This is a genomic window from Natronomonas pharaonis DSM 2160 (assembly GCF_000026045.1).
Lineage (GTDB): Archaea > Halobacteriota > Halobacteria > Halobacteriales > Haloarculaceae > Natronomonas > Natronomonas pharaonis.
Genome location: NC_007426.1, coordinates 1,481,970 through 1,495,828, shown reverse-complemented (window position 1 = coordinate 1,495,828; position 13,859 = coordinate 1,481,970). Strand labels below are relative to the sequence as shown.

General features: G+C 61.6%; 14 protein-coding genes and 1 tRNA gene. 5 read left to right on the top strand and 10 right to left on the bottom strand.

Annotated features, from left to right (window positions below; genetic code table 11):
* Window positions 1-73 precede the first annotated feature (73 nt).
* Window positions 74-2,092, bottom strand: coding sequence for a type II secretion system F family protein (locus NP_RS07680; RefSeq protein ID WP_011323267.1), 2,019 nt, complete (start codon window positions 2,090-2,092; stop codon window positions 74-76).
* A complete protein-coding gene (locus tag NP_RS07675; RefSeq protein ID WP_011323266.1) occupies window positions 2,092-3,732 on the bottom strand; it encodes a type II/IV secretion system ATPase subunit in 1,641 nt (546 codons plus the stop codon). The genes NP_RS07680 and NP_RS07675 overlap by 1 nt, the downstream gene beginning before the upstream one ends.
* Window positions 3,733-3,872: 140 nt before the next feature.
* Here NP_RS07675 and NP_RS07670 point away from each other — a divergent pair, with 140 nt between their 5' ends.
* Window positions 3,873-4,325 (top strand): DUF5793 family protein, encoded by a 453-nt coding sequence (locus NP_RS07670; RefSeq protein ID WP_011323265.1) that lies wholly within the window; start codon window positions 3,873-3,875, stop codon window positions 4,323-4,325.
* Window positions 4,326-4,388: 63 nt separating this feature from the next.
* On the opposite strand, the gene NP_RS07665 is transcribed toward NP_RS07670, so the two are convergent.
* The 6 genes from NP_RS07665 to cyaB form a co-directional block, all read right to left on the bottom strand.
* Window positions 4,389-4,853 carry a DUF5804 family protein gene (locus NP_RS07665; RefSeq protein WP_011323264.1) on the bottom strand — a complete coding sequence of 155 codons (465 nt, stop codon included), beginning with the start codon at window positions 4,851-4,853 and terminating at the stop codon, window positions 4,389-4,391.
* A 93-nt stretch (window positions 4,854-4,946) separates the two neighbouring features.
* Window positions 4,947-6,152 carry a methionine adenosyltransferase gene (locus NP_RS07660; RefSeq protein WP_011323263.1) on the bottom strand — a complete coding sequence of 402 codons (1,206 nt, stop codon included), beginning with the start codon at window positions 6,150-6,152 and terminating at the stop codon, window positions 4,947-4,949.
* A gap of 393 nt (window positions 6,153-6,545) precedes the next feature.
* Entirely contained in the window at window positions 6,546-7,016 is a 471-nt protein-coding gene (locus NP_RS07655; RefSeq protein ID WP_011323262.1) for a universal stress protein, read from the bottom strand.
* Window positions 7,017-7,124: 108 nt separating this feature from the next.
* The gene (locus tag NP_RS07650) at window positions 7,125-8,321 is read right to left on the bottom strand and encodes an orc1/cdc6 family replication initiation protein (protein WP_011323261.1); all 1,197 of its coding nucleotides are present in this window, start codon (window positions 8,319-8,321) and stop codon (window positions 7,125-7,127) included.
* A 100-nt stretch (window positions 8,322-8,421) separates the two neighbouring features.
* Entirely contained in the window at window positions 8,422-8,646 is a 225-nt protein-coding gene (locus tag NP_RS14405) for a hypothetical protein (RefSeq protein WP_148215444.1), read from the bottom strand.
* Between the two features lie 203 nt (window positions 8,647-8,849).
* Window positions 8,850-9,389 (bottom strand): class IV adenylate cyclase, encoded by a 540-nt coding sequence (gene cyaB, locus NP_RS07645; protein WP_011323259.1) that lies wholly within the window; start codon window positions 9,387-9,389, stop codon window positions 8,850-8,852.
* Between the two features lie 91 nt (window positions 9,390-9,480).
* On the opposite strand from cyaB, the gene NP_RS07640 reads away from it, so the two are divergent.
* Window positions 9,481-10,434 (top strand): FKBP-type peptidyl-prolyl cis-trans isomerase, encoded by a 954-nt coding sequence (locus NP_RS07640; protein ID WP_011323258.1) that lies wholly within the window; start codon window positions 9,481-9,483, stop codon window positions 10,432-10,434.
* A gap of 212 nt (window positions 10,435-10,646) precedes the next feature.
* Here the strand turns inward: NP_RS07640 and NP_RS07635 are convergent, their stop codons facing one another.
* Entirely contained in the window at window positions 10,647-10,862 is a 216-nt protein-coding gene (locus tag NP_RS07635; protein WP_011323257.1) for a hypothetical protein, read from the bottom strand.
* 102 nt (window positions 10,863-10,964) lie between these two features.
* Between NP_RS07635 and NP_RS07630 the strand changes: the two genes are divergently transcribed.
* The 3 genes from NP_RS07630 (at window position 10,965) to NP_RS07620 (ending at window position 12,583) form a co-directional block, all read left to right on the top strand.
* Window positions 10,965-11,699 (top strand): glycosyltransferase family protein, encoded by a 735-nt coding sequence (locus tag NP_RS07630; RefSeq protein WP_011323256.1) that lies wholly within the window; start codon window positions 10,965-10,967, stop codon window positions 11,697-11,699.
* A gap of 83 nt (window positions 11,700-11,782) precedes the next feature.
* Window positions 11,783-11,864 (top strand) — tRNA-Ser (locus NP_RS07625).
* Between the two features lie 65 nt (window positions 11,865-11,929).
* Window positions 11,930-12,583 (top strand): zinc ribbon domain-containing protein, encoded by a 654-nt coding sequence (locus NP_RS07620; protein ID WP_011323255.1) that lies wholly within the window; start codon window positions 11,930-11,932, stop codon window positions 12,581-12,583.
* Window positions 12,584-12,596: 13 nt separating this feature from the next.
* Here NP_RS07620 and aroC read toward each other — a convergent pair whose 3' ends face one another.
* Complete coding sequence (gene aroC, locus NP_RS07615; protein WP_011323254.1) at window positions 12,597-13,784, bottom strand: chorismate synthase; 1,188 nt, start codon at window positions 13,782-13,784, stop codon at window positions 12,597-12,599.
* Window positions 13,785-13,859: the final 75 nt, after the last annotated feature.

Sequence of the window (13,859 nt, the reverse complement as noted above, 5' to 3'; positions counted from 1 at the left end):
AAGGCCGTGGTCCCGCGGACTCGCTGGCGTTGTGCCTGCCAGCGCCCGTCCGGACCCCCTTCGACCACAGCGCCTACAGCAGGGTCAACAGCACATACGTTATTGTCAGCATGGCCGTCGAATGCTTCATACCGTCTTTTATCGAGCCGCCCCCCATGACGCCGCCGACAACCCCAGAGAGCGTCGACTGGATGACGGCGGTGTGGAAGAAGATGAGCTGGTAGGCCTCTTCATCGCCCCCCTCAAAGCCTCCGAGCATTGCTGGTGCGCCCTCAGGCCCGGCGAGCGCTTCGGCATCCGGCAGGCTCGGGATGAGCACATAATCGAGTGCGAGAATGACGATCAAAAAGACCAGAAACGAGACGTAGATGACCACGAGGTAGGTGAGCATCTCCTGGCGACGCTGTCGCCGGAGCCGGAGGTCGGAGCGTGCTTGCTCGGCGGCGATTCTGAGAACCGGGCCGATTTCGTTGGAGGCCCGCATCGAATTCGTGATCAGCGTCACCACGCGAGTGACAGATGGGGTCTTGACCCGGCTTTCAAACCGGTTTAGCGATTGTTCGACGGTCGCACCCCATTCGATGTCCCGCCAGATGCGGTTTACTTCGTCGTCGAGTGCGCCGACATCGCTGTCACGGACGCGGTCCAGCGACGAGACGACGGAAATGCCGGCCTCGTTGAGGCTGGCGAGCCGGTCGAGGAAGTCCGGAACGGCCTGCTCCAGTCGCCGGAGTCGGTATTTGCTTACCTCGTAGACGACGGCGAAGGTTCCCATCAGGAAGATGGCCGCTTGAATGAGGATGTCGTCAAGCACCTCGATGTCGATGCTGCCGCCGGCGATTGCCCCCGGCAGCCGATAGGCGGTGACGACGAGGGCAATTGGCACCGTTACGTAGAGCAGCAGGGTCGGACGGGTAACCAGCGACTGCACCGGACTCGCAAGCGTCTCCTGAATCGACTGGATGCGACGGTAGGCGTCGAGACGCTCGTGGTTTTCAGCCGACTGCGGGTGGTGGTACTCACTGCTGGTGTCGACGACTTCTTGTGGCGTTGCCGCACCACCGACACCGAGGAGCTGTCGGGCCTCGCCTCCCGTCCGGAGGGGTTGGGTAATTTCGAGCAGATACGACAGTATCAGCAGGTTCGCTGCTGGGATGATGACATAGGCGATGGCCTGCATAATAAACAGCGTCTCACCGACGGTCAGCCCGATGATGAGCAGTATCGTGACCAGAAACAGCATCCCAGCGACGATGACGGTAACGTAGACCTCGGCTGCCGTCGCGAGTAACTCAAGAATTTCTTTCTGCTGTTCTTCGGCCTCGTCGCGGTACCGCTCGTACTGTTCGCGGAGAAACGTCGAAACGTTCTGGCCGCTCTGGAGTACGCTGACGAGGTTCTCGGAGAACTGTGCGAACTGTTCGGAGGGTGTCTGCTGTGAGATGTCTTGGACCGCTGTTACGAGGTCGACGTTGAACAGGTCCATCCGCCTGACAACGACGCCGATCTCGGCGGCCCCCTCACCGAAGACATCCTCGTTCTGTGAGAGCGTCCGAAGCACATCGGGAAACGACATCCCGCCGCGGGTGAGCGCATACGTAAAGGCGACCATCCGCGGCAGGCTGGCGTCTATCTGCCGCTGTCTGGCGTCGGCACGGATGGATGGCAGCCGCCATCGGGCCGCATACGCTCCGCCCGCAGCCAGTGAGCCGACGAGCCCGCTGGTGAGGAGCAACAGTGCGAGCCGAGTGCCATCCAGCCCGAAGACGGTCGGTAGCACTGTCGGGACGCCGGGGCCGTACGTTTCCACGAGTGCGAACACCCCAGCACCGGCGTAAACCCCGAAAACGGCACCCACTGCGGCCGCGAAGACGATATAAAAATAGGTCTTCGTGGCGTACTCGCGGTAGGGAGTCCCGATTGCCGCCCCGCGAAGCAGCTTCGTTCGCTGAGGCGGAGCCGATATCGACCGGCCGTCGAAGAGCCGAAACGCCAACCGCGAGACCATTGTATCGATACGGCCGATGAAAGGGGCCGCAACAAGAACGGCCGTGACACCCACCGCGGCGACAAGCGGGAGGAACCGGAACATTATGCTTGCTGTTGGTCCGATTTGTCATCGAGGTCGGTGTCGAGGTCCGTCTCCGCTTCCTCAATGCGTTGCATCACCGTATCCGGCGAGGCGTAGTACCGGTTGACCATGGCTGTAAACCGCTGGTACTCGTTGACACCCCGTTCCTGCAGGAACTGCAACACCAGCCGCCGCCGCTGCAGTTCGCGAAGCAGCTCCGACTGCGACCAGCCACGCTCCTCTCGGATTTCATCCATCAAGCTTCGGGTCCCTTCCCGGAACTCGTCGGACCCCGATTCCCACCGATACGCGTTGGTGTAGTCGAGTTCGCCGGTTCGCTGGTCGATACCCTCGATTTCGGCGATGGTGCTCGCGCGGCGGACCCGCTCGCCGCCGAAGCGGGCGAGCGTCTGGACACAGAGCACGTCCAGCGACTGGACCATCGGTCGCGGCACGTTGATGGGCTCGTTTTCGAGCCGGTTGATGACTGTCTGCACCGAGTCGGCGTGCATCGTCGACAGCGTTGTGTGACCGGTGTTCATCGCCTGAAACAGCGTAATGGCCTCTTCACCACGCACCTCACCGACGATGATGTACTCGGGGCGATGGCGGAGCGAAGACCGGAGCAGGTCGTACATCGTCACGTCGGCTCCTTCGTCGAGCCGTTCGCGGGTGACACACGAGAGCCAGTTGTCGTGGTACAGCGACAGCTCCCGGGTGTCCTCGATGGTAATCAGCTTCGACCGCGGCGGGATGAACATTGAGATAGCGTTCATCGACGTCGTCTTGCCGGATGCTGTCCCGCCAGCGAAGACGATGTTCTTGTTGTGCTCGATGGCCATCCAGAGATATGCCATCTGCTCGAGCGAGTAGGTACCGTACTCCAACAGGTCGATAGGGGTGAACGGCTCGTCGCTGTATTTCCGGACGGTAAACGCCGACCCGCGAGGAGTGACTTCCTCACCGAGCGCCAGTTCAGCACGGGACCCATCCTGCAGCGTCGTCTCGACGATGGGATTACCGACGGAGATGTGCCGACCGGATTGCTGGGCCATCCGGATGATGTAGTTATCGAGCTCGTCCCGGTCGAAGGTGATGTTCGACTCGATATCTTGATAGTCATCGTGGTAGATGTACAGCGGCAGCTCGTAGCCGTCACAGGAGATATCCTCAATGTGTGGGTCGTACATCAGTGGGTCAAGCCGTCCGAAGCCCTGAAACCGGCGGTATAGATAGTAGAAGAGGCGATAAACCGTCGCCGTGTCGATATTCGTTCCGTACTGCTGGAGGCGTCGGCGAAGCTCCTGACGGAGCGCCTCCTCGGGCGGTTCGTCTCGTTTCTCATACAGTAGCGGGGCGCGAACGTCGTCGTACAGTGTCTCGAGCAGGTCGCTCTCGAATCGGTCGAGGTCGGGCTCGATAGCGTGATATCGGTGCTGGCTTTCGGTCTCGTCGTAGCTGATAACGGCGTATGAAAAGGGGGCGTTCAGCCAGTACTGGTCCACGACCCGGCCATCAACATCGTGATCCCCGACTATCGGGCTGTGGTCGCTCGGTCGATACGCACCGCCCGGAACGGTCGTTCCCTGTAGTAGCTCCGCTGTGCGTCGTAGCTGCCGACGGAGCGACTCGAGCCGACTGTCCGTGTGATTAGATGCCATCTTCGAAGCCCGGTCTCTGACGGTGTGTTGATAGACGAAAACAGGCCTAATAAATGTCGGCTGCGGTATCCGCCAATGAGCCGACCGCCGCCGGCGTCAAGTTCATTCGTTCGGCGGTCCTACGGTAGGCCACAAGCAGGATGCGGCGTGATTACTTCACTCTGAGCAAACAGGGCACGGAAGCCGACGACCCAGCGACGCCAACGCTGGTCGTGGGCTACGAGGGACCGACCGAAGAACTGGCCGAGCGGCTCCACGACGACGGAACGCCGCTCGAAGAGGACGGTCTCGATGTCGCCTACCGGCTACAGGAGCCGATCGATATCGACGACCCAAGCGGCGTCCTCGCCGTCGCGGACCGCGTTACTGGCGAGTACGTCCTTGAAGTCAACGCCGACGCCGGGCTCGTCTCAGAGCTCGTCGAGAGCGCCCGCGACGCCGACGACCCCGAGGACGGCCACTTCCGCATTGTCATTGAGGACGAAGACGGCACACAGCTCGATGCCCACAAGGCATCAACGCTGCTCGTCTACGATGCTGACGGGAATCTGTTGCGCGAGGAGAGCCTTATTCCGAGCGGCGTCGAACTGTAGCCGACCCTTTTGCGCCCTACTTGCCGGCAACGCACCGCTCGCCGCCGAGAGTAGCCGGGCAGTTCACCCCTCAAACTCCGATTCAGCGACCCGGACGACGACAGTTCCGCCAGCGTCCTCAGCTTCCCGTTCGTGAGTCGGTGGGTCACCGTCCATCGCGTCCCGCGTGACATATATTGGGTCATAGAGCGTGCCATCGACGACGGCATATAGTTTGAGCAACTGTCCCGTCTCCGCCGGCGAGATGTCGTCATCGCGAATGCCTGCTGCTACGGTCCGTGAGAGCCACTCCGTGTCGCTGACCGACGGCTCCAATACGAGAGCGGACTCGGCAAACCGGACGAGATACCAGTTGAGGTCGTTCAATAGAGCGACTGCGCTGCCGAGCGAGACTGTTTCGGCGGCGACAGTGTTCTCGTACGGCTCAGTGAGATTGTAGGTCGCGAGCGCCTCGCGGGCCGTCTCACGGCTCAGCAGTTCGTACCGAAGCTCTACGTCGTCGGCCCCCACGAGACAGACACGCGCCATGTGCGTCACCTTCGGGTGACGGAAAAAATCGGTTTCGGAGCGATGTCGATATCGGTGGCAGCGACGGCGCAGACGGTTCTGCTTTGCAGCCCGTCAGAACGTCGTCAACTCGCCGTCGATTACCCGCTCGGTTATCGACGTGACGTTTTCCAGTTCGGCGTCGATGATGGCCTCGACCTCGTCTTCGATGTCGGCGATTTCGATGCCATCCTCGGTGACGAGGTTCGCGTCGGCAACGTGGGGCTTGTCGATGGGCTGACCGATCTGCGAGAGCAGCCGAATGCGAATCTCCCGGATGCCATCGACCTCGTCGACGACGGTGCGGGCGATTTCGGTCGACAGGAGGTTGTAAATCTTCCCGATGTGGTTGACCGGATTCTTCCCCGAAGTCGCTTCCATCGACATCGAGCGGTTCGGGGTGATGAGCCCGTTCGAGCGGTTGCCGCGGCCGACGGAGCCGTCGTCGCCCTGTTCGGCGGATGTCCCGGTCGTCGTCAGGTAGATGGCACCCTCGTCGTAATCGTCAGCGGTGTTGACATGGACCGACACGTTCCGGTCGGTGTAGTCGGTCGCGAGGTCGGCAACGAACTCACGGACACCGGCGACGGCCGCCTCGTAGCCGTCGAGGTCGTCGACATATCGGTCGACCATCGCGACGGCGACGGTCACGTCGATGTCGTCGCCCTCACGCTTGCCCATCACCTTGATGTCCTGTCCAACGGCGGGGTTGTCGTCACTGTAGTCGCCGTTCAGCGCCCGCTCGGCTTCGAGGACGATGCGCTCGGTCTCAGTCAGCGGCGCATGGCCGACGCCGAAGGACGTATCGTTCGACATCGGCACCTGCTTGCCGTCCTCGCCGAACACTTCTTGGAGGTCGCCGGACCCCTCGCCGAGTTTGACATCGACGACAACGTCGGTGCCGAACTCGAGGAACGGAAGGGTTTCGTTGATATACTCCCGAGCAGCGCGGAGCGCGATGGTTTCGGCGGGAATCTTCGTGCCCTCGTACTCTTTCGTCGCACGCCCCGTGATGAGAAGGTAAATGGGGTCGACAACTTCACCGCCGCCGAACGCCGGCGCTGCGGTCCCAGCGACAAGCTGCGTCTCGTCGGTGTTGTAGTGGAGAACCTTCCCGACGCGGTCGATGTACGCCCGCGCCAGCGCCTGCGAGACGTGCTCGGCGATACCGTCACAGAGAGAATCGGGGTGACCTAGCCCTTTCCGCTCGACGATTTCGACGTCCTGCTCTTCTACCGCGCGGCCGACAACGGGCTCGACGCGGATGTTTCGGTCGCTCATTACGGCTTCATACCCCTCGACCGGTTCTATAACTTACGGAAACCAAATATCATTTGGAGATAACTAACACGCATTATACAGGGCCGCACCCCTCATTTCGTCTGTTCTGTCGAGTGCGGAGGGGGTATCGAACGAGCGAACACCCCTCGTTTCGTCTGTTCTTGTCGTTGGATGCCCCCGGCAGTCGTGCGGTGCAACCAAGCGGCTCCGCGGTGGAGCTTCCGGTCTCGATGAGAGAACGAAGCGACCGAGTAGGCTGGAGACGACAGCAGCGTAAAGCGGAAGTCGTCACGGCGGCCACGGCAGTCACCCCGGCCTGAAGCCAAGAGCGGTGGCGTCCTCAGGTTTCGTCAGGATGTATTCCGTCCGACTGGCCACGGTCGGTAGGGACGGCTACGAATCCGCTCGGTCGTGGGGCACTGCGACTACCGGCCGGTTGGCGTTCAGCAACAGGGCCTGCGTCACGCTCCCGAACAGCGCCTGTCCGAGTGGATGACGCTTTCGGCCGCTGACCACTATGTACTCGGCATCGTGCTCTGAAGCATACTGTTTGATGGCCGTCGCTGGGTTCCCGACGAGTCCGACCGCCTCGTATGCTTCGAGGTCGTCTACATCGGCGGCCGCTGCCGCTGCCGTTTCCGCCGCCGCCGTCCGGAGGTCGTCGAGACGCTGCTTTGGGACCTCTCCGCCTTCCGGATTAAGCGCGTCGGCGGAGACGTCGATGAGTTCTTCCCGGAAATCAACGGTTGGCTCAGCGACGTGAACGACGTGGAGAGCGACACCGTACTCCCGACTCAGTTCACTCGCTCGTTCCACTACTGCGATGGCTCGGTCAGAGCTGTCCACCGCTGCAATGATGGCCATGTGTACGGGTATATTCCCCGAACATTAGAACTATGCGGGCTCCCGGATTCAATTCGAGGCCCCGCGAGACACGGACGCTTTAACTCGGCAGCAACGCCGATGGAATGCTCAAGCGTCCGTCTCGATGGACGCTCGTGTCTCGAGGACGATTTCGGGGTCGAGAGTCAATTCGTACTGGTAGTGCACACCGCCGGCTCGACCCTCGTTTTGCTCGGTCCGTTCGAGAAAGCCGAGCATCGTCAGGTCAGCGAGGTGGTTCTGAATGCTTTTCAGCGTCGTCAGTGGGTCGCGGCTCCAGCGTCCCGCCACCCGCTCGTAGCTGTCTTGGACTTCCTTGGAACGGACTGGTGCCTCGCCGTCCGCTTCGAGGCGGGCTATCGCCTCCAAGATGAGCTGTCCGTGCATCGTCTGGTCCCGAAGCTTGTTTTGGACGCGGCCACGCTGGACGCGCTCGGAGGCGACCTCGATGTGGCTATCAGTGATGGCCTCTGCGCCGTGTTCTTCGGCAACGTCACCACCCTCCCGAAGCAGGTCAATCGCCTGTCGGGCACTTCCCGTATCCTTTGCGGCTTTGGCCGCTGCGAGACGAATCGCCGACTCCTCACACGCACCGTCGACGAGCGCCTTCTCCGCGCGGGCGGTGAGAATCGACTGCAGTTCGCCTGCGTCGTACGGCGAGAAGGCGATTTCCTTTTCCATCAGCGTGTCTTTGACTTTCGGACTGAGCGACGACCGGAACGTGTAGTTGTTACTGATGCCGATGACACCGACACGGGCATTCTCAAGATGACCGTTTGAGCGGGCACGCGGGAGTTCATAGAGCAGTGTGTTCGGGTCTGACAGATGGTCGATTTCGTCGAGGACAAACAGGAACGTCCCGCCGAGAGAGTCCATCTCCTCGTAGAGCGTCTCAAGCGCGTGTGAAGTCGAGAGGCCGGTTTCGGGGAACTTCTCCCGGTTGTGTCCCCGGATACTGTTGACAAGCGCCCGGACTGTCCGGTAGACGGTGTCTCCGTTACAGTTGCGAAAGTGGACGTGTAGCTCGTCGGCGGCGTCCCGGCGTGAAACCTCCGTCTGCAGAGCGTTCATAATGTACTCCGTGACAGCCGTCTTTCCGACACCGGTTTTTCCGTATATAAATACGTTCGATGGGTTTCGGCCGAACAGCACGTCCTTGAGTGCGGTCCGATAGGCGTCGATCTCGTCGTCCCGCTCGACGATGACATCGGGCCGGTACTCCTCCGACAGAATCGATTTGTCCTCGAAGAGCGTCTCTGTCATCTCGGAAAACAGGTCCTCAGTCATCTCACGTAAGGTCGCAAACAGAACGGCACCTAATAAAAGTAGCGTTCGTCTGTTTCGGGTGTTTCGTATGAAGCTGTTTTCGTTTTTCTTTTTTGCCCTTTCAGCTCTTTGGTGTCCTCCTCGTCTTTTTGTTCCATCTTGCTCCCGCTCTGTTTCCCTTGCATTCTCTCACCCTCCTCTTTTTCTCCACTTCCTTCCCTTCTCTATCTCTTTTTCTTCCTCTCCTTTTCTCCCTCCACTTCTCTCCCTCAACTTCTTTCTCCTCCACTTCTCTCCCTCTTCTTTTGAGAAGAACAGACGAAACGAGGGGTGTGGGCCTGCGCATCAACCCCACGTCCCATCCGAATACGGTACCCCTCCATTGCCAAGAACAGACGAAATGAGGGGTGTCCGTACACCGGCAGCGCTGCGGACTACTGACCACACCACAGACTACCGACCACACCACAGACTCCTAACCGCACCACGGGAAGCACAGAACGAGACGCTGCAGCGACGAACACAGGAAAGCAGCATACTCCAGTCCAGTCAATCCCCGTCTTCGTCCAGCAACAGCCCTAGGTACGATGTCCGCACCTGTTCGTCGGCGTCGAGTCCCAGTGCTGTCAGCACCGCAACCGCCCCCTCACGAGCGGGCTCGATTTCTCCGGCTTCCGTCTCAACCTCGACGAACTCCCCCAGCCCCGTGACCGAATCTAGCGTGACGGTGTAGCCGTCGTACTCGAACCGCTCCCGCGTTTTTTCGACGGTTGCCGCTGGCTCGAAGCCGACTGCTTCGAGCACGCCGGCCATCGTCTCGCCGTCCTCGACCGCGGTTTCGAGCTCTCGACGGGTCTTCGAAGCCGCCTCAACAAGCGGCCCCTTGTACGTCACCCGCGCCTCCGCGTCCCCGTCCTGTCGCTCGCGACGGATACGGAGCGCTTCGTCCGTCTCTCCGAACTCCCTGACCGGATGGTCGTAGTAGGTGTCGACCTGCGTGACAGCCCCGAGCGGCTCGGCCTCAAGCTCCGAAAGCCGGCTTCGGACCGGCTCGTGGTCGGTCTGTACCTTCAACTCGACTTCGTACATGACCGGAGCCTCACGACACAGGGACAAAAGCGCCGCGTCTCGGCGGCCGTGAAACGTGATTGTTAAGGGTGGGACGACTGTCGTAGCGAGTATGAGTGACGAATCCGAGGCGGTCGAAGAGACCGACGCGGCCGAAAGCGAAGAAGCCGACGCCGACACGCAGGACGTTGACGGACTGCAGGACGGCGACTTCATCCGCATCGACTACACCGCCCGCACCGTCGAGGAAGACCAGCTCGTCGACACGACCGACGAAGACGTTGCCGAAGAGGAAGGCGTCGCCGACCAAGGCGAGTTCGAGCCCCGCGTCATCGTGCTCGGCGAGGGCCACCTCTTCCCGGATGTTGAAGACGATATCCGTGGCAAGGAGGTCGGTGACGAAGGCTCCGTCGTCGTCGAGTCCGAGGAGGCCTTCGGCGAATACGACGAGGAGGAAGTCCGCACCGTCTCCGCGGACAAAATCGACGAGGACGACCGCTATCCCGGTGCCCGAATCCAGATTGACGGCCAGCAGGGCGTTCTCGAAACCATCATCGGCGGCCGCGCCCGAGTAGACTTCAACCACCCGCTCGCCGGCGAGGACATCGAATACAACTACGAAGTCCTCGAAACTGTCGAGGGCGACCTCGAACAGGCCGAAGGTCTGCTCGGTATGTTTCTCGACCTCGACCTCGACATGTGGGTCGAAACCGACGAAGTCGAAGAAACCCGCGTCGAGGAGCCTGACGAAGACGACGAGGACGCCGAGCCCGAAACGGTCACTGAGACGGTCGAAAAACGGACCCTCTACGTCGAATCGACGCCGCAGCTGTCGATGAACCAGCAGTGGATGATGCAGAAACAGCAGATCGCACAGCAGGTCATCGACCTCACCGACATCGACCGCATCCTCATCCAGGAAATCCTCGACGGCGGCGGCATGGGGATGGGCATGGGCGGCATGATGGGTGGCATGGGCGGTGCTGGCGGCGAAGACGTCGACCTCGAAGAGGCGCTCGAAGAGGCCGACATCGACGCCGACGAAATCGCCGACGAACTCGAATAACGACCCGACTGCGTCGTACGGCGACCGGCTCTTTCGGTCACCGCACATCTCTTCTACTCAGTGGCGACCGCTATCCCAAGCCGTTGCTTCCCTCCGGCTCGTCACTTCTGCCTCGGGGCTGAAAAGAACAGCAACGAAAACGAACGGAGTAGCGCGAGAACGCGCAAACGAATCGTCAAACTAGTCAGAATGTCGGGACGACGCTGCCGGTGCTACCAGTAGCCGGGGTTGTCGAGCCACTGTCCGCCCCGGGCACCGACGGCGATTGCTGCGACAACGACAACGCCGACAAACACAATCGTCGCGATGGATTCGATTACGTCGGGACCGGTCGTGAAGGTAGTCTGTCCGAGCTGTACGGCGGAGCCGACCGCCAGCAGCGCAATGAGGACCGCAAGCGCCGCCGACAGTGGTTTCGTCCACTCCATATCCGGTAGTTCTCGGCCACCGATATAAATCCGCCCGCTCGCGACAAACCTGCGAGCCGCCTCGTTCCCAAAGGCAAAGACGCGACGACCCGTGCCTCCGGTATGACAACCGTCGCAGTGCTCTGTGACCCGCCGCAGCCTGGGGCTGTCCTTCCGGAACTCGTTGAGGGGACGCCCGTGTCGCCGGAGGATGCCGCCGACCTCTATACCGCCCTGTTGTGTGATACCGTCGAAGCCGTCGACGGAAGCGGCGGCGAACTCCTCGTCAACTATCGGCCGGCCGAGGCGGTCGGCGTCGACGGCGACGCGGAAGCTATCATCCGGGAAGCAATCGCCGATGTCGTCGACACGGACGACGCCCGATTCGAGGTACAGGTCGGAGAGACGTTTGCCGGCCGGGTCGGGAACACGGCGACGCACCTCCTTGAAACAGAAGAACTCAGCTCGGTCGGTATCATCCGCCCGGAAGTCGCCACGTTCGCCCGAACGGACATCGACAGCGCGGCGATGAAGCTCCGAAGCTGTGATGTCGTCATCGGACCGTCGACCGGCGGTCGTGTCCACTACGCGGCCTTCGGCGAGCCCATCGACTTCACCGATTGCTATGCCGCGCCCGCAGTCGAGACGCTGACAAACCGGTGTCTCGATGCCGGCCACGATGTCGAGTTTCTCGAAACCAAGCAGTCCGTCCGAACACCACAGGAACTCGCCGACGCGATTGTCTCCGTTCGCGCCCACGACACCGCGGGCGAGCTCGTCCCGCGACACTTCGCCGCGTGGATCGACGGGATGCCATACGAGGTGGTCACCGACGACGACGGGCTCAGTTTGGTCTGAACTGAAAGCGACTGCAATGCCGAGCGGAGAGCGATAGGTTCAACACTTCCGATGGCAAACTGACGGACGGAGGCACACTGCCCGGTGGGATGGCAGAGTGGCCCATTGCGTCTGCCTTGAAAGCAGATGGCGCAAGCCTCCTGGGTTCAAATCCCAGTCCCACCGCATCCTTCTCCTGCTACCTCGGGGACAGCTATTAGTCCTGCCCAGAACACGTGTCGCATGAGCACATGCAACAATGTAGCAACTGCGGTGAATCGGTCGACGCGGATGACACGTTCTGTCCGAACTGCGGGGCCCAATTCCAGTCGGCAGCCCCTGACAGCAGCCTGCAGTCCTCATCGGTTGAGACATCTCCTGACGCCGACGCCGCTGGAGCCTCCAGCGATGATTGGACGCTGACACACTACGCTGGTATCGCACTAAGCCTCGCTGCGGCCGGCGGTATCGTGGCGCTCGCGACGATGGACGTATTCCAGCGGTTCGACCCCGGTGCAGTTGAGTGGCTATTCTTGCTCCTGTGGTTCGGTGCCGCCAGCGGAATTGTGCTCCGTGACAGCCGCGGAATCGGCCTTGCGGCGGTGATATTCGCTGCCGGCGGCGTTGTCAGTGGGCTTGGCTTTGTACAGCGGCTTCTTTGGGAGGTTGCCCCCGAGCTTGCAACCGAGCTATTTAATACGACCGTTCCGGCACCCGACCCGGTGATGGGGATACACAACCTGCTCCTCGGTGTTCTGTGGTCTCCGACGGGTGGTGGTAGCACGGTCTCTACAGTACTGTTAGACATAGAGATAGCAACGCATCTGTTCGGTGTTCTTGTCTGTTTCATCGTCGCCACCGTGTTGTGGCGAAACCGTTCTGCCCTCGCAACGAGCGCTCCGTGAGCCGCGGCGTCGACTACTCGTTTCGCGGGCTCGATGGGTGGTAGTCGGTGTCGTACTCGCCGGGGCTGTCGTCGATTCGGTCAGGGTTGATGCGCCCGCCGAGAAGCATGAAATCAAGCACCGTCAGGTACAGCATCGCTTCGACGACCGGGACGCCGCGCGGCGGCAGCACGGGGTCGTGTCGGCCGATGACCTGGGCGTCGTCGACAATCTCGTCTGTCTCCCAGTCGGCGGTTTGCTGGCCTTTCGGAATCGATGTCGGCGCGTGCAGCGTCACTTCGCCGTATATCGGGAGGCCGGTCGTAATGCCGCCCTGAAGCCCGCCGTGGTCGTTCTCGACGGGAACCGGGTCCCCCTCGTCGCTGACCGCCTCGGGGCGGTCACCCTCGTCGAAGGCCCACTCGTCGTTGCGCTCGGAGCCGGTGTACTCCCGCGCCTCTCGCCCGAGACCGAGCTCGAAGGCCGTGGTTGCCGGAACCGAGAGCATCGCCTTTCCGAGGCGAGCCTCGAAGGAATCGAAGCGCGGCGCGCCCAGCCCGCGGGGGACGCCGCGAACCTCGAACTCGATTGCGCCGCCGATTGAATCACCTGCCTCTTGGTACTCGTCGATGCGCTCCCGCATCCGCGCTGCGGTTTCAGGGTGGCCACACCGGACCTCGTTTTCCTCGCTGTGCTCGACCATCTCCTCGAAGGAGACCGGCGGGGCCTCGATGTCGCCGATCTGGTTGACGTGGGCCTTGATTTCGACATCGTGCTCGGACTGTTCGAGGACCTGCTTTGCGACCGCGCCAGCCGCGACCCAGTTGACTGTCTCGCGGGCCGACGACCGGCCGCCGCCGCCCCAGTTCCGCGTCCCGAACTTCGCCGAGTAGGTGAAATCACCGTGGCTCGGCCGCGGCGCGGTGATGAACGGCTCGTATTTGCCCGAGCGGGCGTCCTTGTTCTGAATCACCATACCGATCGGCGTGCCGGTCGTATATCCCTCCAGCGTCCCGGAGTTTATCGTCACCTCGTCGGGTTCGCCGCGAGAGGTCGTAATCTTCGATTGCCCCGGTTTGCGGCGGTCGAGTTCGTACTGGATGGCTTCTTCGTCGAGTTCGACGCCGGCCGGACAGCCCGAGACGGTGACGCCCATCGCGTCGCCGTGGCTCTCGCCGTAGGTCGTCACCTGAAAGAGCCGCCCGAAGCTGTTTCCGTTCATTACTGGCCAGTTGTACCGGTGGGGGTTTAGCCTTTCCACTCCGGCGACAGAACGACGGACTTATTCGTTGCCCTC